This is a genomic window from Enterobacter cloacae complex sp. FDA-CDC-AR_0164, from assembly GCF_003071645.1.
Taxonomy (GTDB): domain Bacteria; phylum Pseudomonadota; class Gammaproteobacteria; order Enterobacterales; family Enterobacteriaceae; genus Enterobacter; species Enterobacter ludwigii.
Genome location: NZ_CP028950.1, coordinates 2,051,599 through 2,074,801 on the forward strand (window position 1 = coordinate 2,051,599; position 23,203 = coordinate 2,074,801).

Here is a 23,203-nt window from a genome sequence, read left to right on the forward strand (position 1 = left end):
ACGATGTCAGAGCAAACTCAATCTTTATGGAATCAATTTATTCGGGCGGTGCAGGAGGAAGTTAAACCTGCACTGGGGTGTACCGAGCCGATCTCTCTGGCGCTGGCTTGTGCGATGGCTGCGGAGCTTCTGCCGGGTGACGTCACACAGATTGAGGCGTGGGTTTCACCGAATCTGATGAAAAATGGCCTTGGTGTGACGGTACCTGGCACCGGGATGGTCGGGTTGCCGATTGCGGCGGCACTGGGGGCCATTGGCGGCAACGCGCACGCCGGGCTGGAGGTACTGAAAGATGCCACTGCCGATGCGCTGGTGCGTGCCAAAGCGCTGCTGGACGCTGACCAGGTGCAGGTCAAGCTGCAGGAGCCGTGCGATGACATCCTCTACTCCCGCGCCTGCGTTCACGCCGGACAGGCCTCGGCGATGGTGACCATCGCCGGTGGGCATACGCGGGTGGTGGAGATTGTCTGTCAGGGCGAAACCCGCTTTACGCTTGATTCTCAACCCGACGAGAGGAATGACGATCCACTGGCGGTACTTTCAAACGCCACGCTATCGCAGATCCTTGAGTTTGTGGAGCAGGTGCCGTTTGACGCGATCCGCTTTATCCTGGCTGCCGGACAATTAAATGATGCGCTCTCCCGTGAAGGTTTAAGCGGAAAATGGGGGCTGCACATTGGCGCGACGCTCAATAAGCAGCGCGCTCGCGGATGGATAGCGCAGGACCTGGGCTCGGATATTGTCATTCGCACCAGCGCGGCCTCGGACGCCCGAATGGGCGGGGCGACGCTGCCGGCGATGAGCAATTCCGGATCGGGCAACCAGGGGATCACGGCCACCATGCCGGTTGTGGTGGTGGCGGAACATGTCCAGGCGGATGATGAACGCCTTGCCCGGGCGCTGATGCTTTCACACCTTTCGGCTATTTATATCCACGCCCAGCTTCCGCGCCTGTCGGCGCTGTGTGCGGCTACCACAGCGGCGATGGGGGCGGCGGCGGGCATGGCCTGGCTGATGGGTGGAAGCTATCAGACGATCTCAATGGCAATCAGCAGCATGATTGGCGATGTCAGCGGGATGATCTGCGATGGCGCGTCCAACAGTTGTGCCATGAAGGTCTCAACCAGCGTCGGCAGTGCCTGGAAAGCGGTGATGATGGCGCTGGATGATTCGGCGGTAACGGGCAATGAAGGGATTGTGGCGCACGATGTGGAGCAGTCGATCGCGAACCTGTGTTCGCTGGCGTGCCGCGCCATGCAGGCGACGGACCGGCAGATTATTGAGATTATGGCACGTAAAGTGTAACGGTTTCCTCTCTCCCCGCCGGGGAGAGAGGATTATCGGGTGTTAAACCGGTAAATCAATTAACAGCGCGCGCAGCGGCGAATCAGCAACCAGCGTGATATTCGCTTCGTCGCGAATAAACGCCCCGTCACCGCAGGTGAGCGCTTCTTTCTCTTCCGTATGCGTCACCGCATGCACCGTACCGTGAATCGATTGCAGATAGGCGCGCGGACCATGAAGCTGGAAGCTCGCCTGTTCCCCTTTCTTCAGTTCGATATGGTGCAACCACACCTGCTGGCGCAACTGCAGGCTGCCTTGACTGCCGTCCGGGGAGGCTATCAGCTGCTGCCTGTCGCCCGTCAAATCTAACTTCTGTACCAGCGGGTTTTCCCGCTCAGGGCAGGCATCCAGCCACAGCTGCATACGGGTCAGCGTTTTATCTTTGCTGAGGTTATGCTCGCTGTAACTGATGCCCGGCTGCGTGGAGATTAATAATGCTTCGCCGGCCTTCGCCTGGACATGATTGCCCTCGCTGTCGCGGTATTCTGCTTCGCCTTCCAGGATCAGGTTCAGGATATCGACTTTCGGGTACGTACGCGGCTGGAAGGACGCGCCTGGGGCGAGCACTTCCTGATTCAATACGCGCAATGAAGCGTAACCGAGCAGTTTAGGGTCAAAGTAGTGTCCAAAGGAAAAGGTGTAGCGGGCCTGCAGCCAACCGAAATCGGCTTGTCCGCACTGTTTAGCTGTTCTTGTCGTAATCATAAACTTGACCTCTCTTTACACTAAACAATGGTAAAGGTATGGACGCTTCATTGTTAGCCAGATATTCTGCCCGGTATGTTCAAATTTCCTGAATGAGAACGAGATGGCTAAAGAGAGAGCATTGACGCTTGAGGCGCTTCGCGTCATGGACGCAATTGATCGGCGTGGCAGTTTTGCCGCGGCGGCAGATGAACTGGGGCGCGTTCCGTCTGCGCTCAGCTATACCATGCAGAAGCTGGAGGAAGAGCTGGACGTGGTGCTCTTTGACCGCTCCGGTCATCGAACAAAATTCACTAACGTCGGACGGATGCTGCTGGAGCGTGGTCGCGTCCTGCTGGAAGCGGCGGACAAGCTGACGACGGACGCCGAAGCGCTGGCGCGCGGCTGGGAAACCCATCTGACGCTGGTGACGGAAGCGCTGGTGCCCACCGAGGCGCTGTTCCCGCTGGTGAACCGGCTGGCCGACAAAGCAAACACCCAGTTATCGATCATCACCGAGGTGCTGGCCGGGGCCTGGGAGCGACTGGAGACGGGCAGGGCGGATATCGTCATTGCCCCGGATATGCACTTCCGTTCCTCATCTGAAATCAACTCCCGCAAGCTCTACAGCGTGATGAACGTCTATGTCGCCGCACCGGATCATCCGATTCACCAGGAGCCGGAGCCGCTCTCGGAAGTGACGCGGGTGAAATACCGCGGGGTCGCGGTCGCAGACACAGCCCGCGAGCGTCCGGTGTTAACGGTGCAGTTGCTGGATAAACAACCGCGTCTGACCGTCACGTCGCTTGAAGACAAACGTCAGGCGTTGCTGGCAGGCCTGGGCGTGGCAACGATGCCGTATCCGTTTGTCGAAAAAGATATTGCAGAAGGGCGGCTACGCGTGGTCAGCCCGGAGTATACCAGCGAAGTGGACATCATTATGGCGTGGCGGCGCGACAGCATGGGTGAGGCCAAATCGTGGTGCCTGCGCGAAATACCCAAGCTCTTTGCCCATCACAACAAATAAAAAATCGAGCCCGGTACGCGAAACGCCACCGGGCTTTGTTTTATGCGTTGAGTTTTGGATCGGGCCCGAAGCGGTTTTCGCCCGGTGTGCCGGCCTGACAGTTGAAGACCAGAATGACCAGCCAGCCCACAATCGGGATCAGCAGCAGCAGTAACCACCAGGCTGAACGATCGGTATCGTGTAGCCGTCGGAACAGTACGGCCCATGAGGGAAGCAGGACCAGCAGGCCGTAAATCGTGGTGAGAACACCTTCACCGCCGGCTCGTTCCCAGCCGAGAATTTTATCGATAATACCCAGCACCATGATGAGGATGAAGTTCACCAGAACGAACATCCAGTACTCTTTACGGCGAGCGCGGCCACCAAATCCAATGTAGTTGCGCAGTACTTTTAAATACCAGTCCATTTTCCTTGCCTCATTAGTCAGTCAATCACTTGTTTTTTAAGCGATCGAGGTAAGGATAGATGGAGATTGTGAATTAAAAAAGGGCATCAATTGATGCCCTTGATATTTATCCGAAACGCACGTCGCGACCGTGCGGTTCATCCAGGTCCTGCCACGGACCCACAGAGATAATACCCGTCGGGTTGATGGTCTTATGGCTGCGGAAATAGTGGGTGCGGATATGGTTGAAATCGACCGTTTCAGCAATGCCCGGCATCTGATAAATATCGCGCAGGAAACCGTACAGGTTCAGGTAATCGCTGATGCGGTGTTTATCACACTTGAAGTGGGTGACATACACAGGATCAAAGCGAACCAGCGTTGTCCACAGACGAATGTCTGCTTCCGTCAGGCGGTCGCCCGTCAGGTAGCGATGCTGGCCGAGGATCTGCTCAAGACGCTCCAGCGATTCAAACACTTTTCCCACCGCGTCGTCATACGCTTCCTGGCTGGTGGCAAAGCCGGCCTTGTAGACACCGTTATTCACGTTGTCGTAAATCCAGCTGTTCAGCTCATCAATCTTATCGCGCAGCTCAACCGGATAGTAATCCCCGGCGCGGGCCCCGTGGGCATCAAACGCGGTGTTGAACATGCGGATGATCTCTGCGGACTCATTGCTGACAATGGTCTGGTTTTTCTTGTCCCACAGCACGGGTACGGTCACGCGTCCGGTGTAGTGTGGATCGGCGCGCAGATAGAGCTGATAGAGAAAATCGTGGTGGTAGAGGTCATCACCGGTGGCGGCCGGGAAATCACTGTCAAACGTCCAGCCGTTTTCCAGCATCAGGGGGTTGACCACCGAAACCGGAATTAAGGATTCGAGTCCTTTCAGCTTGCGCACAATCAGCGTGCGGTGCGCCCACGGGCAGGCCAGAGAAACATAGAGATGATAACGGTCTTTCTCAGCCGCAAAGCCGCCTTCGCCGCTTGGGCCCGGTGCGCCATCGGCGGTTAGCCAGTTACGGAAGGCCGAAACAGAGCGCTTGAAGCGTCCCCCGGTGGATTTGGTGTCATACCAGACATCCTGCCAGACGCCGTCTACGAGTTGTCCCATTTTTTTCTCCTCCGTCAATAAGCAAAAGCGAGGAGATATCTCCTCGCTTTGTGTTCATTCAGTATAGCGTGCTTACCACTTCTTATTCAGAACGCGGTCGATGCTGTATGCGCCTGGGCCAGTGATGGCCAGCAGCAGGAAGCCACCCGCGATGGTCAGGTTTTTCATGAACATCAGAGAGTTCACGCCTTCCGCAAAGTTACTGTGGAAGATGAACGCCGTCAGCAGGGTGAAGCCTGCGGTAAACAGTGCAGTGGTGCGGGTCAGGAAGCCGAACAGAACCGCCAGGCCGCCGCCGAACTCAAGGAGAATAGTCAGTGGCAGCAGGAACCCGGGAACACCCATGGCTTCCATGTATTGCTGCGTGCCCGCATAACCGGTGATTTTGCCCCAGCCTGCGGTGATAAACAGAACCGGCATCAGAATACGCGCTACCAGAACACCAACATCTTCTAATTTTTTCATTTTACTCTCCAGGAAACCACATCAGCGGCTGAACTTTATTTGTGTGCAAATTCGGGTAGATACCGCGTCTTTGCTGTCGATGGAGAGGAGTGTAAACGGGGCAGATGGGAATTGTTAGCAAGGAAAACTGTCAATCTTCTTCAAAGATATTGAGTAACGGGGAAGGGGGAAAGTGTGCCGGGTAAGCGAAACGCTACCCGGCATAAGAACTAACGCAGCTGTTGTTGACGAATCGTCGCTTTCACCAGACGCCAGGCGCTCCAGGCACCAAAGCCGCGGCGGGCCCAGCGGATCAGCATATTTGGATGACGAACCGTCCAGATAGCCATCACGCTGCTTCCGACCAGCGCCCATGAGCGCAGGCTCAGGAAGGTATTCCAGCCCCGGTCAAAACGACGCGTCGCGTCAACCCAGTCGCGACGACTGGCAGACAAATCCAGCCGTTGCTGCTGGATCTGACTGAGCAGGAATGCTTTTCGCTTCTGACGTTCGGCTTTATCGCTCACGGCTTGTCATCCTCCAGCAGGGCGCGATCGTTGGCCAGTTCCTGGCGCGTATGGCGCAGGAAAGTGGATTTGCGTGCTTTACGCATCGTCCATATGCCGCCAATCAATGCCGCAACCAGCAGAACAACGGTGGTGGCAATCATCGCGTTGAGTCGATATTGCGGGTCAATGGCCCAGATGATTAACACCATCAGGCTCATCAGACCAAACGCGGCGAAGAGCATGGTAAGCCCGAGCATCAGCAGCATCTGGAAAAGGTTCGCTTTCTCCTCTTCCAGTTCAACCACTGCCAGTCGGACGCGCGTTTCGGCAATCCCGACCAGCGTCGTCAGAATACGCTGGCCGATGCCGAGGACGTTATTAGCAGGCCCTTGTGCGTGACGAGGATCTTCCATATTAACGACGCGTCAGGAGGACACCCAGTACCACACCTACCGCGGCACCAATCCCTACACCCGTCCACGGATTATCGCGAACATATTCGTCCGCGCGAGCTGCCGCTTCGCGGGTCTGTTTCGCCAGTGCATCACCGGTTTCACCCAGGCGATAACGGCTCTCTTTCAGCGCCTGCTCAGCTTTGCTGCGCAGTTTGCTGACCTCTTCTTTTGACTTATCTGCAGAGGAGTTCAGCACCTCTTCCAGGGTATCGGCCAGGGATTTCAGTTCAGCGCGCAGATTTTCAGACGTCGTATCTTTTGACATGATTCTCTCCTGTTGAGATTTCCGTTAACTCAATAATCGCGAGCTTCCAGCGCTTTCAGGTCGTCCTGCGCTTCTTTCAACTTCTTCTCGCGCTTAGCAATTTTTTCCGCATCCCCTTTCTCTTTCGCTTCCTGCAGGTCGTGACGGCGCTCGGCTATCTCGTCCTTCTGTTCAGCGATTTTTTTCTGGTGATCGGCACGTAGCTTGCTGTCAGAACAGTTCGCTTTCACTTCGCTCAGCGCTTTTTTGAGACCCTCAACACGATGCTGATTGTTATGCTTTTCGGCATAACTGATCTCACGCTGAATATCCTGTTCTTTCTCCTGACAGAGAGAGTTGGCGAAGGACGCTGTGCTTAAAGAAAAAAGGGCCAGAGCCAGAGTAATGCGGAATTTCATTATCGAAACCTTCCATTGTGTTGCGGCGTGAGCCGCTATCCAGAGTCAAGCGGAGTACATACATGGGGTGCTCCGCGTACTTAAGCATAGTAAGTAAACGGGGGATTCACCAAAGTGAGTGAAAAGATTCGGAATCCTGGTAATTATCCAAATCTATGCGACGAATCGCGAATCAGTGACAGCCAGGCTGCAGGCTGGTTGTCATCTTCCTGCTGGGCAATGATATAACCGTGCGGCAGCGTACGGTCGAGCACCACTTTCGCGGCGGCACTCTGCGCGCGGGAATCAAACTTAATCAGTAAAACATCGTCCTGCGGGGTGATGCTCTTAAAGCGGATGCCGTTGGCATCAAGATGATGCCACACCGAAAAACCGTCAGGCACGCTGACACCCTGACTCACCGGTCGAATGGCCAGCGTCGATTCCTGATGCGAAAGCGTCGTCCAGGCCAGGAACATGAGGCTGAGCAAGCCCAGGGCAATCATGGCCACGGCAAAACGGCGCACGGCAAGCGGTGAGATAACCATCGTTAACCTCTGGCCCCGTATTTCTTCTTCCACAGCACCACCAGCGAACCGACCAGACCAAAGACCAGCAGAACCACCGGTAACAGCATCAGGCAGGACATGAGCTGATCTTCATATTTCATGAAGACCGGCGTTTTGCCCAGCGCATAGCCCAGCGTGGTCAGGATCAGAACCCACAGCAGGCCGCTCATCCAGTTGAAGAACTGGAAGCGGGTGCTGCTTAATCCGGAAAGACCCGCAATGGTAGGCAGCAGGGTGCGTACAAAGGCGATAAAGCGGCCGATCAGGAGCGCGGAAAGCCCGTGCTTATGGAAAAGATGGTGCGCCCGCTGGTGATAATGCGCAGGAAGGTGGGAGAGCCAGTTCTGCACCAGACGCGTATTGCCCAGCCATCGTCCCTGGATATAGCTCACCCAGCAGCCAAGGCTGGCGGCGATGGTCAGTAATAAAATGGTTTGCGGAAAGGCCATTGCCCCTTTGGCACATAGCACGCCGACGAGCACCAGTAAGCTGTCGCCAGGTAAAAAGGCGGCAGGCAGTAAACCGTTCTCAAGGAACAGAATCATAAATAAGACGAAGTAGAGCATGCCAATCATGGAAGGGTTGGCCAGCGTTTCAAAATCCTGCGCCCAGAGGGCATGCAGTAGTTGGGTCAAAAGTTCCATTCAGTGTTCCTGGAAATCGGTTAACGTCACGCCTGTTATCCGGGACAAACAGCACGGCGACATTGTTGTGATTTCATTATGGTCGCTCGCGGACACATTGAGGTGTGGCCAACACTGTTCCCTGTTAATTGGCTGGTTAGCAAGCACTAACTTACAAAATAACGAATTGAATCCAATTGTAACAAAGCCCAAGGTTCTGCGTCACAGAATTTGCAGGGGTGAGATGATTTTGGCGTAAGCCATGGAGGGGAGCGAGGGGATTTACAAAGGCTGACACTATATATGTTTTGCTTACCCACCTCTGCCAGAAGGCGCAGCGAAGCGCCTGCCAGCGAAAAGGTAAACTATTTTGCCGCACTGGCTGCCGTATCGAGATGAACGACAGGATTATCGGCAAAAAGATAGCGGTCAGCGTTAAATTCGAAGTCATCGCTGGTTTCATTGAACAGCATCTGCTTGGTGTTTTCCAGGTGCTGCCACATGGCCAGTTTTGCCGCATGGGGATCTTTGCGAATCAGCGCTTTAAGGATCTGATCGTGATCGTCGCACCAGTTATCCACGGTGCGGGAATCGATGTGATCGTGCAGTTTTTTCCAGTACGGGTTGTGAACGCGCTGAGTCCACATTTTTTCCACGATTGCCGCCAGCGCGGTGTTTTGCGTTGCCAGCGCGACCTGAACGTGGAACTGCAGGTCCCACTCTGAATCACGGAAACATTTTTCCTTGCGCGCGTTTTCCTGGATTTCCATCAGCTTCATGATGTCCTGCTTGGTCACCTGGGTCGCTGCAAATTCCGCAATATTGCTTTCGATAAGCTGGCGCGCCTGGAGCAGTTCAAACGGACCGTAGCTGGCGAATTCGAGACTTTCGTCGGCGACCGGGGAGTGTTTCGGCTGATTAGAAATCACGTGAATGCCGGAGCCTTTGCGAACTTCAACGTAGCCTTCCACTTCCAGCATGATAATCGCTTCACGCACCACGGTGCGGCTTACGCTTTTTTCATCAGCGATAAAGCGCTCAGCGGGGAGTTTATCACCGACAAGGTAGACACCTTGCTCGATGCGATCTTTCAGCTCGGCAGCAAGTTGTTGATATAAACGACGTGGTTCGGTGATTTCCATATGCGCTCCAGGCAGGGTACGGCGGATTATTTGTTATACCACTTTTGCGTGCCAGTCTCCAGATTTTGCCATGAAAAAAGCCGCCCGGAGGCGGCTTCTGTGACATCAGGAGGGGCGCTAGCTTTGCGTTGCCGGTCCTCCCAGGGACTCTTTTAGCACCTCTTCTGCCGACTTACTTTTCAGCACCGTCCAGATAACCACTGCACCCATCAGGTCGAAGATAGCCAGTACGGCAAACAGCGGGCTGAAGCCGATGGTGTCCGCCAGCGCACCGACCACCAGAGCAAACAGGGTGCTTGCCGTCCAGGCAGCCATACCGGTCAGGCCGTTAGCGGTAGCCACTTCGTTACGCCCGAAGACGTCAGAAGAGAGCGTAATCAGCGCACCGGACAGTGACTGGTGAGCAAAACCACCGACGCACAGCAGGGCGATTGCCACATACGGGCTGGTGAAGAGGCCGATCATGCCCGGGCCAATCATCAGCACTGCGCCCATCGTCACGACCATTTTACGGGAAACGATCAGGTTCACGCCAAACCAGCGCTGGAACAGCGGTGGCAGGTAACCGCCCACGATACAGCCCAGATCGGCAAACAGCATTGGCATCCACGCGAACATCGCAATCTCTTTCAGGTTAAAGCCGTAGACCTTAAACATGAACAGCGGGATCCAGGCGTTGAAGGTCCCCCAAGCGGGTTCGGCGAGGAAGCGCGGCAGGGCGATACCCCAGAATTGACGGGTACCCAGAATCTGCCAGACCGTCATTTTTTTGCCGTTGTTGGTCTGATGCTGAGCTTCCTGGCCCCCAATGATGTATTCGCGTTCGTCTTCAGACAGTTTTTTCTGATCGCGCGGGTGTTTATAGAAAATCAGCCACGCCATGGCCCACGCAAAGCTCAGTACACCAGAGATAATGAACGCCATCTGCCAGCTGTGCATCACGATAGCCCACACCACCAGCGGTGGTGCAATCATCGCACCGATGGAAGAACCGACGTTGAAATAGCCGACGGCAATAGAACGCTCTTTCGCCGGGAACCACTCAGAGCTGGCTTTCAGACCGGCCGGGATCATTGCCGCTTCCGCTGCACCTACCGCACCACGTGCCAGCGCCAGACCACCCCAGCTGCCCGCCAGCGCCGTGGCGCCGCAGAAAATAGCCCAGGCGATGGCGAAGAAGGCGTAGCCGATTTTGGTCCCGAGAATATCCAGAACATAGCCTGCAACAGGCTGCATGATGGTGTAAGCCGCGGAATAAGCAGCAATGATGTAGGAATATTGCTGAGTGGAGATATGCAGCTCTTCCATCAACGTCGGGGCTGCGGCTGCCACGGTGTTACGTGTCAGGTAGCCCAGCACGGTGCCTAACGTCACCAGTGCGATCATATACCAACGTAACCCTTTAATTTTACGCATCTAAAACCTCATCGTTATGTTAATTCCGTGCCTTGCACGGCAACCTCTCGACCGTGTCCGGGAGCGGTTGTGTAACGGGAGGGGCATAACCGGGAGATGTCCCGGAACGGCCCGAACCTTGCCATAAGTAAGCGTGCATAAGTCGGTATCCGTACCGTTAAAACCGATGTTTTCACACCGGGAATGCATTCCGTCGGCTTAGTGTTTGCGACGGCGAAAAGATAACTTGTCATACAACTTTAAAAGGTGAGTGACATCACAAATGCATGATTATTTGTAGGGACATTATGTGTTACGGATAAAGCCAGTTCTGGCGCGGCCTGGCGAAGGGTTTACCTCATTTGAGGTAATTAATTTGTCTGCGTTTATTGATCTAACTCACGAAAAAATGTTCTGTCTCTGGAAATTGGTGTGATAACTTTGCAGCATCTGAGCATAAGCTTTCTGACGCTCTCGTTACGAGGAAGACGATAATGACACCGTTTATGACCGAAGATTTTCTGTTAGATACCGAATTTGCTCGCCGCCTGTACCATGACTACGCCAAAGACCAGCCAATTTTCGACTACCACTGCCATTTACCGCCGCAGCAGGTTGCCGAAAATTACCGTTTCAAAAACCTGTATGACATCTGGCTGAAAGGTGACCACTACAAATGGCGTGCGATGCGCACCAACGGCGTGGCGGAGCGCCTGTGTACCGGTGATGCAAGTGACCGCGAGAAGTTTGACGCCTGGGCGGCGACCGTTCCGCACACCATCGGCAACCCGTTATATCACTGGACGCACCTTGAGCTGCGCCGTCCGTTCGGCATCACCGGAAAGCTGCTCTCCCCGGCTACCGCCGATGAAATCTGGGATCGGTGCAATGAATTACTGGCGCAGGATACCTTCTCCGCCCGCGGCATCATGAAGCAGATGAACGTGAAGATGGTGGGGACCACTGACGATCCGATTGACTCCCTGGAACATCACGCTGTGGTCGCCCGCGATACCTCGTTTGATATTAAAGTGCTGCCAAGCTGGCGTCCGGATAAAGCCTTTAATATCGAACAGGCGACGTTCAATGATTACATGGCGAAGCTGGCGGAAGTGTCTGACACCGACATTCGTCGTTTTGCAGACCTGCAGAGCGCGCTGACCAAACGTCTGGACCACTTCGCGGCACACGGCTGTAAAGTCTCTGACCACGCGCTGGATGTGGTGATGTTTGCGGAATCAAATGAAGCTGAGCTTGATAGCATTCTGGCACGTCGCCTGTCCGGTGAATCCCTGAGCGAGCACGAAGTGGCACAGTTCAAAACGGCGGTGCTGGTCTTCCTCGGTGCGGAATATGCTCGTCGCGGTTGGGTGCAGCAATACCACATTGGTGCCCTGCGCAATAACAACCAGCGTCAGTTTAAACTGCTGGGCGCGGACGTGGGCTTCGACTCCATCAACGATCGCCCGCTTGCGGAAGAACTTTCTAAGCTGCTGAGCAAACAGAACGAGCAAAATCTGCTGCCAAAAACCATCCTCTACTGCCTGAACCCGCGCGATAACGAAGTGCTGGGTACCATGATCGGTAACTTCCAGGGTGAAGGTATGCCAGGCAAGATGCAGTTCGGTTCCGGCTGGTGGTTCAATGACCAGAAAGACGGGATGGAGCGTCAAATGACGCAGCTGGCGCAGCTGGGTCTGTTAAGCCGCTTTGTGGGCATGCTGACCGACAGCCGTAGCTTCCTTTCTTACACGCGCCACGAATATTTCCGCCGCATTCTGTGCCAGATGATTGGCCGCTGGGTAACCGCGGGTGAGGCCCCTGCCGATATTCAGCTGCTGGGCGAAATGGTGAGAAACATCTGCTTTAACAATGCGCGCGACTACTTCGCCATTGAACTGAACTAAGGCCGTTTGAGGTTGATATGCAATACATCAAAATCCATTCGCTGGATAACGTTGCCGTCGCGCTGGCGGATCTGGCCGAAGGTGAAGTTGTCACCGTTGATAACCAGACGGTAACCCTGCGTCAGGCGGTGACTCGCGGGCATAAGTTTGCCGTGAAGCCGATCGCCCAAGGAGACAACGTTGTTAAATACGGTCTCCCGATTGGTCATGCGCTGGCGGATATTGCGCCGGGTGAGCATATTCATTCCCACAACACCCGCACCAATCTGAGCGATCTGGACGAGTACAGCTATCAACCTGATTTAGCGGCGGAAGAAGCGCAGGCGGCGGATCGCGAGGTACAGATCTACCGCCGGGCGAACGGTGAGGTGGGGATCCGCAACGAGCTGTGGATCCTTCCCACCGTCGGCTGCGTGAATGGGATCGCGCGTCAAATCCAGACGCGTTTCCTGAAAGAGACCCACGACGCCGAAGGTACGGACGGTGTGCACCTGTTCAGCCACACCTACGGCTGTTCTCAGCTTGGCGACGACCACATCAACACCCGCACCATGCTGCAAAACATGGTCCGCCACCCGAACGCGGGCGCGGTGCTGGTGATTGGCCTGGGCTGCGAGAACAATCAGGTGGATGCGTTTCGCGACACGCTGGGTGAGTTTGACCCCGAGCGCGTGCACTTTATGGTATGTCAGCACCAGGATGATGAAGTGGAAGCGGGCATTGAGCACCTTCACCAGCTGTATGAGGTGATGCGTCACGACAGGCGTGAGCCGGGCAAGCTGAGCGAGCTGAAGTTCGGCCTGGAGTGCGGCGGGTCTGATGGCCTGTCCGGGATCACCGCGAACCCGATGCTGGGCCGCTTTTCAGACTATGTGATCGCCAACGGCGGTACGACGGTGCTGACAGAAGTGCCGGAAATGTTCGGTGCTGAACGTATTCTGATGAGCCACTGTCGCGACGAAGAGACGTTTGAGAAGACCGTCACCATGGTGAACGACTTCAAACAGTACTTTATCGCCCACAACCAGCCGATTTATGAAAACCCGTCTCCGGGTAACAAAGCGGGCGGGATCACCACGCTTGAAGAGAAGTCTCTCGGCTGCACGCAAAAAGCGGGCGCCAGCCCGGTGGTTGATGTTCTGCGCTACGGTGAACGTCTGAAAACGCACGGTCTGAATTTGCTCAGCGCACCGGGTAACGATGCGGTTGCGACCAGCGCGCTGGCCGGCGCCGGCTGCCACATGGTGCTGTTCAGCACCGGGCGCGGGACACCGTACGGTGGCTTTGTGCCGACGGTCAAAATCGCGACCAACAGCGAGCTGGCAGCGAAGAAAAAACACTGGATCGACTTTGATGCAGGCCAGTTAATCCACGGCAAAGGGATGCCGCAGTTGCTGACGGAATTCGTGGATACCATTGTGGAGTTTGCCAACGGCAGACAGACCTGTAACGAGAAGAATGACTTCCGCGAACTGGCGATCTTCAAGAGTGGCGTGACGCTGTAAGTGTAGTGCGGTTGATGCCCTCACCGCTGTGGAGAGGGTCAAACACTAAAACGGCAACCTTCGGTTGCCGTTTTGCTTTACGTTTTGTCACCGGGCTTTTGTTTACCCGCGTAACGCGTTCTTCGCTAAACGCGCGTCTTCCGCCTGGCATGCCGCTGCGGTGAACAGCACGTCCGTTGAGGAGTTCAGCGCGGTTTCGCAGGAGTCCTGCAATACACCGATGATAAAGCCGACGGCCACTACCTGCATGGCAATCTCATTCGGGATACCGAACATATTGCACGCCAGTGGGATCAGCAGCAGCGAACCACCCGCCACACCCGATGCACCACACGCACACAGCGACGCCACCACGCTCAGCAACAGCGCCGTGGGCAGATCGACCGGAATGCCCAGCGTATGCACAGCCGCCAGCGTCAGCACGGTAATGGTAATTGCCGCACCCGCCATATTCACGGTCGCACCCAGCGGGATGGAAACCGAATAGGTGTCGCGATCCAGATTCAGCTTCTCCGCCAGCGCCATGTTAACCGGAATGTTTGCCGCAGAGCTGCGGGTGAAGAATGCATACACACCGCTCTCGCGCAGGCAGGTTAACACCAGCGGATACGGGTTACGGCGGATCTGCCAGAACACCAGCAGCGGGTTAATCACCAGCGCAACCAGCAGCATGCAACCAATCAGTACCACCAGCAACTGCGCATAGCCCAACAGTGCGCCAAAGCCGGTGGTCGCCAGCGTGGAAGAGACCAGACCGAAGATGCCGATTGGCGCAAAGCGAATCACGATTTTGACCATAAAGGTCACGGCGTTCGACACGTCGTTGACCAGGTTTTTCGTTGTTTCGTTGCCGTGACGCAGGGCAAAACCAAGACCGATCGCCCAGACCAGGATGCCGATGTAGTTAGCGTTCATCAGTGCCGTAATCGGGTTAGAGACCATGCTCATCAGCAGGCCGCGCAGCACTTCCACAATACCGGATGGCGGGGTGATATCACCCGCAGCGCTGGTCAGGTGCAGCGAGGACGGGAACAGGAAGCTGAAAACCACGGCTGTTAAGGCTGCAGAGAAGGTGCCCAGCAGATACAGGAACAAGATAGGGCGAATGTTGGTTTTTTGTCCGTGTTGATGATTGGCAATTGACGCCATGACCAGCATCAGCACCAGCACCGGTGCGACGGCTTTCAGTGCGCCAACGAAAAGGGTGCCAAGCAGCCCCGTCGCTTCCGCAGCCGGTTTTGACACCATTGCCAGCAGAATCCCCAGTACCAGCCCTACCAGAATTTGTTTAACGAGACTGCCTTGCGCCAGGCGCGCAAAGAGACCAGTTGATTGTGTGCTCATAAAAATTCCTAAGTGAAATTGCGTTCCATCCTTTATGTGCTCTAAGTCACATTTATGTCCGGATGTAAGAAAATGTTTGCCTGGTTGAGTATAGGGAAACCGGATGCGGAGGGAAGCGTAAAATGCTGCATTTTACGTGTTGCGTCATAGTTTTTAACTATTCATTTACAAAAGTGTGCTGGCCCTCTCCCTGGGGGGAAGAGGGCCAGCGTAAAGGCAGCAGGAAGGACCGTAATTACCCCACCTGTTGCTTCTTATCGTGCTGACGATTAACCCAGGTATTGATAAGCAACGTCACGATCAGAATGCCAAACACCACACCGAGTGAGATAGCGATAGGGATGTGGTAGAAATCGACAATCAGCATCTTGATACCGATAAACACCAGGATCACCGACAGACCATATTTCAGCATTGAGAAGCGCTCAGCCGCGCCTGCCAACAGGAAGTACATGGCACGCAGACCGAGGATGGCGAACAGGTTAGATGTCAGCACAATGAACGGGTCAGTGGTGACCGCGAAGATAGCCGGAATGCTGTCTACCGCGAAAATCACATCGCTCAGCTCAACCAGAATCAGCACCAGCAGCAGCGGCGTGGCAAAAAGCAGGCCGTTCTTACGCACGAAGAAGTGCTCGCTCTCGATCTTGTCGGTCATGCGCAGATGACCACGGATCCACTTCACCAGCGGACGGTCGCCAATGGCGGAGCCATCTTCTTTTGCCAGCGCCATTTTGATCCCGGTGAACAGCAGGAATGCGCCAAAGACATACAGCAGCCATTCGAACTGCGTAATCAGCCAGCTTCCGGCGAAGATCATAATCGTACGCAGGATAATCGCACCCAGCACGCCGTACACCAGCACGCGACGCTGCAGGGCCGCAGGCACGGCAAAGTAGCTAAACAGCATCAGCCAGACGAAGACGTTATCGACCGCCAGGGCTTTTTCAATCAGATAGCCGGTGAGGAACGCGAGCGCCTGAGGATCGGCAACCGCACGGCCTTCCGTTGAGGCCAGGTACCACCAGAAGGCAGCACAGAAGAGCAGGGAGAGGGTAACCCACACCAGTGACCAGGCCGCAGCCTGTTTCATGGTCATGCCATGTGCGCCGCGACGCCCCTGCAAAAAGAGGTCGATCGCCAGCATGATGAGCACGACAACCGCGAATCCGCCCCACAACATGGGAGTGCCGACAGAATGCATACTATTTTCCTTACACATAAAAAACAAAAACGGCCATGGTCAGAAGACGATAGCCGTTAGCTTTTTATGCATAGACCTCGCCTTCCGGCAAGGTCTCACTTACAACCAAAAAGACGGGCTTTTTGATTGCCCGGCGACCGGATGCGGTTTTGCACGCATCGTAATGACGATCCACCGGCAAGGAAGTTACTCCCCTTTGCAGGTAACAAAATATGTCAGACCAGTGATTTCGTCAATGGTCTGCACCGTTTCATTACACAGCTTTACGCGATAGCTTCTGCGCCCACGCCATCTGCAGGGAAGACCACGCCGGTTTGACGGCGGATCTCGGTTTGCAGTTTCGCCGTGGTGCGGCTGACCGCCAGCCCAGGGTGATTCACTTCGTTGTCTTCCACCAGACGGGCGAAGACCTCTGCCTCATAGAGCATAGTGTTAATATGCTGAGGCTGCGTCAGCTCCTGCGCTTTGCCGCCACGTGGGACAATGCTCAGCTTCTGACACTCGGAAATCTTCTCGATAACCAGTGAGCCCGCTTCGCCCTGAATTTCGCTGGGCAGAACGGAATCGCTCACCTTGGAGTGCTGCAGCGTAACGCTGAAATCACCGTAATCCAGCACCACAATACCGTGCGCATCCACACCGCTTTCCAGCAGGCTGGCCGTGGCGGTGACGCCGTGCGGCTCGCCCCACAGCGCCACGGCAGAGGCCAGACAGTAAAAACCGATGTCCATAATCGAGCCGTTAGAGAAGGCCGGGTTAAAGGTGTTCGGGTTTTCACCGTCCAGATAACGCTGATAGCGCGACGAGTACTGGCAGTAATTAATAAACGCTTTACGCACTTTGCCAATCTTCGGCAGAGACTGCTGTAACAGCAGGAAGTTTGGCAGGCTGGCGGTTTTGAACGCTTCGAACAGCACCACCTGATTGTCGCGGGCAAGCTGAATCGCGGCTTCCACTTCCTGAATATTCGAGGCCAGCGGCTTCTCGCAAATCACATGTTTTTTATGGCTGAGAAACAGCGACGTTTGCGGAAAGTGCAGGGAGTTTGGGCTGGCGATGTAGACCGCGTCAATGGCGTCACTTTGCGCCATCTCATCGAGCGACGTGAACAGATGTTCAACCAGATAGTCGTTCGCAAAACTCTGCGCCTGCTCCAGGCTGCGGGAATAGACTGCGGTGAGCTTAAATTTGCCGGTTTCATGGGCGGCGTCGACGAACTGGCGGGTGATCCAGTTCGTGCCAATAACTGCGAAACGTATCATAAACGTTTACGTACTCCGTAGCAGGGAACCTTTAGCCACTGTAGCACGTGATTATTGCAAAACCAGTGCGCTACTGCGCATTACTCTTTAACGATAAATGCGTAAGCCATAAACGGGTATCGAACTCCAGCTGGTGGTACTGCGGCTCCATATGGCAGCACAGGGAGTAGAAGGCCTTGTCGTGCTGTTTTTCCTTCAGGTGTGCCAGCTCATGCACCACGATCATCCGCAAGAACGCTTCCGGCGCGTGACGAAACACGGTAGCAACGCGGATCTCCGCTTTCGCTTTGAGCTTGCCGCCCTGAACACGGGAAACGGCAGTGTGCAGGCCGAGCGCGTTTTTTAGCACATGGATCTTGTTGTCGTACATCACCTTATTGATGGGTGGCGCGCTCTTCAGATAGGTGTTTTTCAGATCCTGGGTATACTGCCAGAGCGCCTTATCGGTCGCGAAGTCATGCGTACCCGGATAGCGTTTTTCCAGCACCGCGCCCAGCTTTTGCTCGGCAATTAAGCTGCGAACCTGAGAAAGTAAGTTCTCCGGGTAGCCCTGGAGATAAGTTAGTTGGTTCATCAACGCCCCAATTTGACAATAAAACGGGTATACTCACGCACCCTTTTCAGGGATAACGCCGAAATTTTACCATTCAGGAGGGCCGATGAGCCACTTAGACAACGGTTTCCGTTCACTCAACCTTAAACGTTTCCCGGAAACGGACGACGTTAACCCGCTTCAGGCGTGGGAAGCGGCGGATGAATATCTGCTGCAACAGTTGGATGACACTGAAATCAGCGGCCCGGTTTTGATCCTGAATGACGCGTTTGGCGCGCTGGGCTGTGCTCTGGCAGAACACACGCCTTACAGCATCGGTGATTCCTACTTGAGCGAGCTGGCGACGCGGGAAAACCTGCGCCACAACGACATCGACGAATCCAGCGTTAAGTTCCTCGACAGCACCGCGGACTATCCGCAGGCGCCGGGCGTGGTGCTGATCAAAGTGCCGAAAACAATGGCGCTGCTGGAACAACAATTGCGCGCACTGCGCAACGTCGTTACCCCTCAAACGCGTATTATCGCGGGGGCCAAGGCGCGTGATATCCATACCTCAACGCTGGAACTGTTCGAGAAAGTGCTCGGCCCAACCACCACGACGCTCGCCTGGAAAAAAGCGCGTCTCATTAACTGTACTTTCAGTGCCCCGGAACTGTCCGACGCGCCAGAAACCCTGAGCTGGACGCTGGAAGGCACTGACTGGACAATCCACAACCACGCGAACGTCTTCTCCCGCACCGGCCTTGATATCGGGGCGCGTTTCTTTATTGAAAATCTGCCGGATAACCTGGAAGGCGAAATCGTCGATCTGGGCTGTGGTAACGGTGTGATTGGCCTGACGCTGCTGGCGAAGAACCCTGACGCGAGCGTTGTATTTAGTGATGAGTCGCCGATGGCGGTGGCCTCCAGTCGTCTGAACGTTGAAACCAACATGCCGGACGCGCTGGATCGCTGCGAGTTTATGATTAACAACGCGCTGTCGGGCGTTGAGCCGTTCCGCTTTAATGCCGTGTTCTGTAATCCCCCGTTCCACCAGAAACACGCCCTGACGGATAACGTCGCCTGGGAGATGTTCCACCATGCACGCCGCTGCCTGAAAATTAACGGCGAGCTGTATATCGTGGCGAACCGTCACCTGGACTACTTCCACAAGCTGAAGAAGATCTTCGGTAACTGCACCACGGTTGCCACCAACAACAAGTTCGTGGTGCTGAAATCCGTCAAGCTGGGTCGCCGCCGCTAACGCGGGGCGCTGAGTTTACACCGGCCTGCCTCGCGTGCAGGCCCGGTGAGCGTTGCGTCACTCAGAGACTCAAGGCCAGCGTTGTGCCCTGCGCAATGGCGCGTCGCGCATCCAGCTCCATCGCCACGTCGCATCCGCCGATCATGTGTACCGTTTTTCCCGCCTCACGCAGCGGATCCACCAGATCGCGCTTCGGCTCCTGACCCGCACACAAAATCACATGATCCACCTGCAGCAGCTGCGGCTCACCGCCGATCAGCACGTGCAGCCCCGCGTCATCGATCTTCTGATAGCTCACCGACGGTATCATCTTCACCCCGCGAGAGAGCAGGGTTGCGCGATGGATCCAGCCCGTGGTTTTGCCCAGGCCTTCACCGGGTTTGCTGGCTTTACGCTGCAGCATGACGATCTGACGCGGGCTTTTCGGCAGCTGGGGTCCTTCCGGTCGCAAGCCGCCGGACTGGTTAAGGCTGGTGTCGATACCCCATTCCACGCAGAAGTCGGCAATGTTCTGGCTGGTGGGTTCGCCGGGCTGACTTAAGTACATCGCGGTATCGAACCCGATCCCGCCGCAGCCGATGATCGCCACTTTTGCCCCCACCGGCGCTTTGTCACGCAAAACGTCCAGATAGCTCAGGACTTTCGGATGATCGATGCCCTCGATCGCAGGCCTGCGTGGTGCGATCCCGCTTGCCAGGATCACCTCATCGTAATCCATTACATCCGCCGGATTTACAAACTGGTTGAGGCGCAGATCCACGCCCGTCAGGTCGATCATTCGGCGGTAATAGCGCAGGGTTTCGTAGAATTCTTCTTTGCCCGGGATCTGTTTGGCGATATTGAACTGCCCGCCGATCTCAGCGGCGGCATCGAACAACGTCACGCTGTGGCCGCGCGAGGCGGCATTCACCGCAAACGCCAGACCCGCCGGGCCGGCACCCACCACGGCCAGGCTTTTTTTATGCACCGCCGGGAAAATCGGCATTTTGGTTTCGTGGCAGGCGCGGGGGTTGACCAGACACGAAGTGACCTTGCCAACAAAAATCTGATCCAGACAGGCCTGATTACAGCCGATGCAGGTGTTAATCTCATCTGCACGCCCGCTCTGCGCTTTGGAAAGCAGCTCGGCATCTGCAAGGAACGGACGCGCCATGGAGACCATGTCGGCATCACCGGCGGCGATCACATTTTCCGCCACCTGCGGGTCGTTAATGCGGTTAGTGGTCACCAGCGGGACAGACACTTTCCCTTTCAGCTTGCGCGTGACCCAGCTGAACGCCGCGCGTGGTACCGGTGTGGCGATGGTCGGAATACGCGCCTCGTGCCAGCCGATGCCGGTATTGATGATGGTCGCGCCGGCGGCTTCAATCGCCTGCGCCAGCTGTACGGTTTCGTCGAACGTCCCGCCGCCCTCCACCAGGTCGAGCATCGACAGGCGGTAGATAATAATAAAATCCGCCCCGGTACGTTCACGCACGGCGCGCACCACTTCCACTGCAAAGCGCATGCGGCGCGCGTAATCGCCACCCCACTCATCGTCGCGCTGGTTTGTGCGGGCCGCGAGGAATTCGTTGATCAGGTAGCCTTCCGAGCCCATCACCTCAACACCGTCATAGCCCGCTTCACGCGCCAGCGCTGCACAGCGGGCGAAGTCGTCAATCAGCGTCAGGATCTCATCGTGGCTGAGGGCATGGGGCGTAAAGCGGTTAATCGGGGCCTGAATGGCCGACGGTGCGACCAGATTCGGTTGATAGCTGTAACGCCCGGTGTGCAGGATCTGCAGGGCAATTTTCCCGCCCTCCCGGTGAACGGCGTCAGTGACCACGCGATGATGCGGCAGCTGGCTGGCGTCGTTCAGCACCGCACCGCCTTCCATCCCCACGCCAGAAGGCGCAGGGGCCACCCCGCCGGTAACAATCAGCGCCACCCCGTGACGTGCACGCTCGGCATAGAAGGCCGCCAGACGTTCGGCCCCGTCCGGATGTTCTTCAAGCCCGGTATGCATTGAGCCCATCAGCACGCGGTTTTTAAGGGTGGTGAACCCCAGATCGAGGGGGGCAAATAACGACGGGTAGTGGCTCATAGTCTCTTCCAGTGTAAAATTATTGTTATGTGGTCGGATGAGTTACTAATTTAGCCAGCGATGAGTAAAAGGGAAAAGGGGAATGCGGCGATTGTGATGGGATTCAAATATTGGTGTGGCCTGACCCCCTCTCCCTGAGGGAGAGGGGGCGTTATAGCTCTCAGGGAGAGGGGGCACGCACTAAACCCGGTGCCTGCCACATCGATGTCGTCAGTCCGCTGTCCACCAGCCCAAGCTGGTCGGCATAAACGGCCTGCCACTTCTGCATCATACCGTCATACAGCTCCCGGTGCGCCGGGTTCGGCGTGAACTCGCGGCTCCATTTCACCAGCCGTTCGCCTGTCGCCGTCATATCCGAAAACAGCCCGGCTCCCGTTCCGGCAGCAATCGCACAGCCCAGCGCTGTCGCCTCTTTCACTTGCGGGACGCGCACCGGCAGACCGGTCACGTCGCTTAAAATCTGGCTCCACAACGCGCCTTTCGAGCCACCGCCTGCAAACACCAGACCGTCGAACGTTACCCCTGAGAACCGTGAAATCTGCGTCAGGTTACACGCCGAGACAATCGCCGCGTTCTCTTCCAGCGCACGGAACAGCGTGGCTTTGTTGCATTTTTCCGGGTCGATGGAGAGGTTAATAAACGACGGCGCGGCGTGATACCACTGCTTGAAGTGCATAGCATCTGAGAAGATCGGCATAACACCGTGTGAACCGGCGGGCACGCGGCTGGCCATCTCCTCAAGCAGGGAGTAAGTGTCCATTCCCATCCGCTCCGCGATGAGTTTCTCTTCCGCGCAGAAGGCGTCACGGAACCAGCGCATGGTCAGGCCGGTAAAGAAGCTGATCGACTCCGCCTGCGCCATGCCGGGGATCACATGCGGATTCACGCGGATGTTCATCTCCGGGTCGGTGCGTACCTGCGGCAGGTTGACCACCTGCTGCCAGAAGGTACCGCCCAGCACGGCCGTTTGCCCGGCCCGCACGACGCCTAACCCAAGACAGCCAAGCTGCACGTCGCCACCGCCCATCACCACCGGCGTGCCTTCGCGCAGGCCGCTCTGCTGTGCGGCATCTTTGGTGATCGTACCGAGCACGGTACCGGTCTCCTTCACCGGAGAGAGGATATCGGCACGCAGCCCGGCCATGTCGAGCAGCGCCGGACGCCAGTCGCGGGAGAAGAGATCCAGCATACCGGTAGTCCCGGCATTGGACGGATCAACGGCCAGCTCGCCGGACAGTTTTGCCGCCAGCCAGTCGCTTATCATGGTGATCGTGGCGGCTTTGCGGTAGATGTCCGGACGATGGTGCGCCAGCCACAGCAGGCGCGGCATGGCGCTCAGGGCCAGGGTTTGGCCAGAGACGTCATACACTTCGGATTCAAAACGGTAGTCGTGGATCTCTTTGAGTTCGGCTACCTCGCGGCTGGCGCGGGCATCGACGTTGGCGCACGCCCAGATGGCGTCGCCGTTGCGGTCATACAGCACGATCCCCTCGCGCATTGAGCAGCAGGCCACGGACTGGATATCCGCTGCGCTCAGGTGGGCGCGCTCCAGCGCCTGATGAATACACTGGCAGGCGAGCCGCCAGTTAATGTCGAGATCAAACTCCATCGAGCCCGGCACATTCTCCACGCTCAGGTGTTTCCACTCGGCCTGGCCGACGGCAACCTGGTTGCCCTGCAAATCGAAAATTACGGCGCGAACGCTGCCTGTCCCTGCATCTAACGCTAAAAGGTAACTCATGAGCATGCCTCGTGTCAGGCGCAGGACA

The 23,203-nt window shown here is 56.2% G+C and carries 23 protein-coding genes; 5 read left to right on the forward strand and 18 right to left on the reverse strand.

The window, feature by feature from the left end:
• Positions 1-3: 3 nt before the first annotated feature.
• Positions 4-1,305 (forward strand): L-cysteine desulfidase family protein, encoded by a 1,302-nt coding sequence (locus AM410_RS10070; RefSeq protein ID WP_108647768.1) that lies wholly within the window; start codon positions 4-6, stop codon positions 1,303-1,305.
• A 42-nt stretch (positions 1,306-1,347) separates the two neighbouring features.
• On the opposite strand, the gene AM410_RS10075 is transcribed toward AM410_RS10070, so the two are convergent.
• Positions 1,348-2,049, reverse strand: a complete 702-nt coding sequence (locus AM410_RS10075; protein ID WP_014171735.1) for a pirin family protein — start codon at positions 2,047-2,049, stop codon at positions 1,348-1,350.
• 103 nt (positions 2,050-2,152) lie between these two features.
• Here AM410_RS10075 and AM410_RS10080 point away from each other — a divergent pair, with 103 nt between their 5' ends.
• Positions 2,153-3,055, forward strand: coding sequence for a LysR family transcriptional regulator (locus AM410_RS10080; RefSeq protein ID WP_014171734.1), 903 nt, complete (start codon positions 2,153-2,155; stop codon positions 3,053-3,055).
• Positions 3,056-3,095: 40 nt separating this feature from the next.
• On the opposite strand, the gene AM410_RS10085 is transcribed toward AM410_RS10080, so the two are convergent.
• The 11 genes from AM410_RS10085 to AM410_RS10135 form a co-directional block, all read right to left on the reverse strand.
• The gene (locus AM410_RS10085; protein ID WP_014171733.1) at positions 3,096-3,461 is read right to left on the reverse strand and encodes a DUF805 domain-containing protein; all 366 of its coding nucleotides are present in this window, start codon (positions 3,459-3,461) and stop codon (positions 3,096-3,098) included.
• 106 nt (positions 3,462-3,567) lie between these two features.
• Positions 3,568-4,554, reverse strand: coding sequence for a glutathione S-transferase family protein (locus tag AM410_RS10090; protein ID WP_020883573.1), 987 nt, complete (start codon positions 4,552-4,554; stop codon positions 3,568-3,570).
• 72 nt (positions 4,555-4,626) lie between these two features.
• Positions 4,627-5,019, reverse strand: a complete 393-nt coding sequence (locus AM410_RS10095; protein ID WP_006178691.1) for a DoxX family protein — start codon at positions 5,017-5,019, stop codon at positions 4,627-4,629.
• Between the two features lie 209 nt (positions 5,020-5,228).
• Complete coding sequence (locus AM410_RS10100) at positions 5,229-5,525, reverse strand: YqjK-like family protein (protein WP_020883574.1); 297 nt, start codon at positions 5,523-5,525, stop codon at positions 5,229-5,231.
• Positions 5,522-5,920, reverse strand: a complete 399-nt coding sequence (locus AM410_RS10105) for a phage holin family protein (protein ID WP_013098867.1) — start codon at positions 5,918-5,920, stop codon at positions 5,522-5,524. Before AM410_RS10105 ends, AM410_RS10100 begins: the two co-directional genes overlap by 4 nt.
• 1 nt (position 5,921) lies before the next feature.
• Positions 5,922-6,227 (reverse strand): DUF883 family protein, encoded by a 306-nt coding sequence (locus AM410_RS10110; protein ID WP_003862645.1) that lies wholly within the window; start codon positions 6,225-6,227, stop codon positions 5,922-5,924.
• 29 nt (positions 6,228-6,256) lie between these two features.
• Positions 6,257-6,625 carry a DUF1090 domain-containing protein gene (locus AM410_RS10115; protein WP_014171729.1) on the reverse strand — a complete coding sequence of 123 codons (369 nt, stop codon included), beginning with the start codon at positions 6,623-6,625 and terminating at the stop codon, positions 6,257-6,259.
• A gap of 143 nt (positions 6,626-6,768) precedes the next feature.
• Positions 6,769-7,152, reverse strand: a complete 384-nt coding sequence (mzrA, locus tag AM410_RS10120) for an EnvZ/OmpR regulon moderator MzrA (RefSeq protein WP_020883575.1) — start codon at positions 7,150-7,152, stop codon at positions 6,769-6,771.
• 2 nt (positions 7,153-7,154) lie between these two features.
• On the reverse strand, positions 7,155-7,817 hold the full coding sequence (yqjA, locus tag AM410_RS10125; protein WP_014171727.1) for a DedA family general envelope maintenance protein YqjA: 663 nt from the start codon (positions 7,815-7,817) through the stop codon (positions 7,155-7,157).
• A 344-nt stretch (positions 7,818-8,161) separates the two neighbouring features.
• On the reverse strand, positions 8,162-8,938 hold the full coding sequence (exuR, locus tag AM410_RS10130; protein ID WP_014171726.1) for a transcriptional regulator ExuR: 777 nt from the start codon (positions 8,936-8,938) through the stop codon (positions 8,162-8,164).
• Between the two features lie 117 nt (positions 8,939-9,055).
• Positions 9,056-10,354, reverse strand: coding sequence for an MFS transporter (locus AM410_RS10135; RefSeq protein WP_014171725.1), 1,299 nt, complete (start codon positions 10,352-10,354; stop codon positions 9,056-9,058).
• A gap of 473 nt (positions 10,355-10,827) precedes the next feature.
• On the opposite strand from AM410_RS10135, the gene uxaC reads away from it, so the two are divergent.
• Both uxaC and AM410_RS10145 read left to right on the forward strand, forming a co-directional pair.
• Positions 10,828-12,240: a glucuronate isomerase gene (uxaC, locus tag AM410_RS10140; RefSeq protein ID WP_040018780.1), complete on the forward strand. Its 1,413-nt coding sequence runs from the start codon at positions 10,828-10,830 to the stop codon at positions 12,238-12,240.
• A gap of 17 nt (positions 12,241-12,257) precedes the next feature.
• Positions 12,258-13,745 (forward strand): UxaA family hydrolase, encoded by a 1,488-nt coding sequence (locus tag AM410_RS10145; RefSeq protein WP_014171723.1) that lies wholly within the window; start codon positions 12,258-12,260, stop codon positions 13,743-13,745.
• Positions 13,746-13,847: 102 nt separating this feature from the next.
• Here AM410_RS10145 and sstT read toward each other — a convergent pair whose 3' ends face one another.
• The 4 genes from sstT to AM410_RS10165 form a co-directional block, all read right to left on the reverse strand.
• Entirely contained in the window at positions 13,848-15,089 is a 1,242-nt protein-coding gene (sstT, locus tag AM410_RS10150; protein ID WP_047355842.1) for a serine/threonine transporter SstT, read from the reverse strand.
• 235 nt (positions 15,090-15,324) lie between these two features.
• Positions 15,325-16,293 carry a TerC family protein gene (locus tag AM410_RS10155; protein ID WP_079231657.1) on the reverse strand — a complete coding sequence of 323 codons (969 nt, stop codon included), beginning with the start codon at positions 16,291-16,293 and terminating at the stop codon, positions 15,325-15,327.
• A 263-nt stretch (positions 16,294-16,556) separates the two neighbouring features.
• Positions 16,557-17,555 (reverse strand): Gfo/Idh/MocA family protein, encoded by a 999-nt coding sequence (locus AM410_RS10160; protein ID WP_014171720.1) that lies wholly within the window; start codon positions 17,553-17,555, stop codon positions 16,557-16,559.
• A 70-nt stretch (positions 17,556-17,625) separates the two neighbouring features.
• Positions 17,626-18,129 (reverse strand): M48 metallopeptidase family protein, encoded by a 504-nt coding sequence (locus AM410_RS10165; protein ID WP_108647770.1) that lies wholly within the window; start codon positions 18,127-18,129, stop codon positions 17,626-17,628.
• A gap of 85 nt (positions 18,130-18,214) precedes the next feature.
• On the opposite strand from AM410_RS10165, the gene rlmG reads away from it, so the two are divergent.
• Positions 18,215-19,351: a 23S rRNA (guanine(1835)-N(2))-methyltransferase RlmG gene (rlmG, locus tag AM410_RS10170; RefSeq protein ID WP_108647772.1), complete on the forward strand. Its 1,137-nt coding sequence runs from the start codon at positions 18,215-18,217 to the stop codon at positions 19,349-19,351.
• A gap of 61 nt (positions 19,352-19,412) precedes the next feature.
• On the opposite strand, the gene AM410_RS10175 is transcribed toward rlmG, so the two are convergent.
• A complete protein-coding gene (locus AM410_RS10175; RefSeq protein ID WP_108647774.1) occupies positions 19,413-21,434 on the reverse strand; it encodes an NADPH-dependent 2,4-dienoyl-CoA reductase in 2,022 nt (673 codons plus the stop codon).
• A gap of 160 nt (positions 21,435-21,594) precedes the next feature.
• Positions 21,595-23,175, reverse strand: a complete 1,581-nt coding sequence (gene lsrK / locus AM410_RS10180) for an autoinducer-2 kinase (RefSeq protein ID WP_108647776.1) — start codon at positions 23,173-23,175, stop codon at positions 21,595-21,597.
• Positions 23,176-23,203 lie beyond the last annotated feature (28 nt).

Coding starts and splice junctions, on each gene's coding strand:
- AM410_RS10070 (WP_108647768.1), top strand. CDS start 4: ATGTCAGAGCAAACTCAATCTTTATGGAATCAATTTATTCGGGCGGTG.
- AM410_RS10075 (WP_014171735.1), bottom strand. CDS start 2,049: ATGATTACGACAAGAACAGCTAAACAGTGCGGACAAGCCGATTTCGGT.
- AM410_RS10080 (WP_014171734.1), top strand. CDS start 2,153: ATGGCTAAAGAGAGAGCATTGACGCTTGAGGCGCTTCGCGTCATGGAC.
- AM410_RS10085 (WP_014171733.1), bottom strand. CDS start 3,461: ATGGACTGGTATTTAAAAGTACTGCGCAACTACATTGGATTTGGTGGC.
- AM410_RS10090 (WP_020883573.1), bottom strand. CDS start 4,554: ATGGGACAACTCGTAGACGGCGTCTGGCAGGATGTCTGGTATGACACC.
- AM410_RS10095 (WP_006178691.1), bottom strand. CDS start 5,019: ATGAAAAAATTAGAAGATGTTGGTGTTCTGGTAGCGCGTATTCTGATG.
- AM410_RS10105 (WP_013098867.1), bottom strand. CDS start 5,920: ATGGAAGATCCTCGTCACGCACAAGGGCCTGCTAATAACGTCCTCGGC.
- AM410_RS10110 (WP_003862645.1), bottom strand. CDS start 6,227: ATGTCAAAAGATACGACGTCTGAAAATCTGCGCGCTGAACTGAAATCC.
- AM410_RS10115 (WP_014171729.1), bottom strand. CDS start 6,625: ATGAAATTCCGCATTACTCTGGCTCTGGCCCTTTTTTCTTTAAGCACA.
- mzrA (WP_020883575.1), bottom strand. CDS start 7,152: ATGGTTATCTCACCGCTTGCCGTGCGCCGTTTTGCCGTGGCCATGATT.
- yqjA (WP_014171727.1), bottom strand. CDS start 7,817: ATGGAACTTTTGACCCAACTACTGCATGCCCTCTGGGCGCAGGATTTT.
- exuR (WP_014171726.1), bottom strand. CDS start 8,938: ATGGAAATCACCGAACCACGTCGTTTATATCAACAACTTGCTGCCGAG.
- AM410_RS10135 (WP_014171725.1), bottom strand. CDS start 10,354: ATGCGTAAAATTAAAGGGTTACGTTGGTATATGATCGCACTGGTGACG.
- uxaC (WP_040018780.1), top strand. CDS start 10,828: ATGACACCGTTTATGACCGAAGATTTTCTGTTAGATACCGAATTTGCT.
- AM410_RS10145 (WP_014171723.1), top strand. CDS start 12,258: ATGCAATACATCAAAATCCATTCGCTGGATAACGTTGCCGTCGCGCTG.
- sstT (WP_047355842.1), bottom strand. CDS start 15,089: ATGAGCACACAATCAACTGGTCTCTTTGCGCGCCTGGCGCAAGGCAGT.
- AM410_RS10155 (WP_079231657.1), bottom strand. CDS start 16,293: ATGCATTCTGTCGGCACTCCCATGTTGTGGGGCGGATTCGCGGTTGTC.
- AM410_RS10160 (WP_014171720.1), bottom strand. CDS start 17,555: ATGATACGTTTCGCAGTTATTGGCACGAACTGGATCACCCGCCAGTTC.
- AM410_RS10165 (WP_108647770.1), bottom strand. CDS start 18,129: ATGAACCAACTAACTTATCTCCAGGGCTACCCGGAGAACTTACTTTCT.
- rlmG (WP_108647772.1), top strand. CDS start 18,215: ATGAGCCACTTAGACAACGGTTTCCGTTCACTCAACCTTAAACGTTTC.
- AM410_RS10175 (WP_108647774.1), bottom strand. CDS start 21,434: ATGAGCCACTACCCGTCGTTATTTGCCCCCCTCGATCTGGGGTTCACC.
- lsrK (WP_108647776.1), bottom strand. CDS start 23,175: ATGAGTTACCTTTTAGCGTTAGATGCAGGGACAGGCAGCGTTCGCGCC.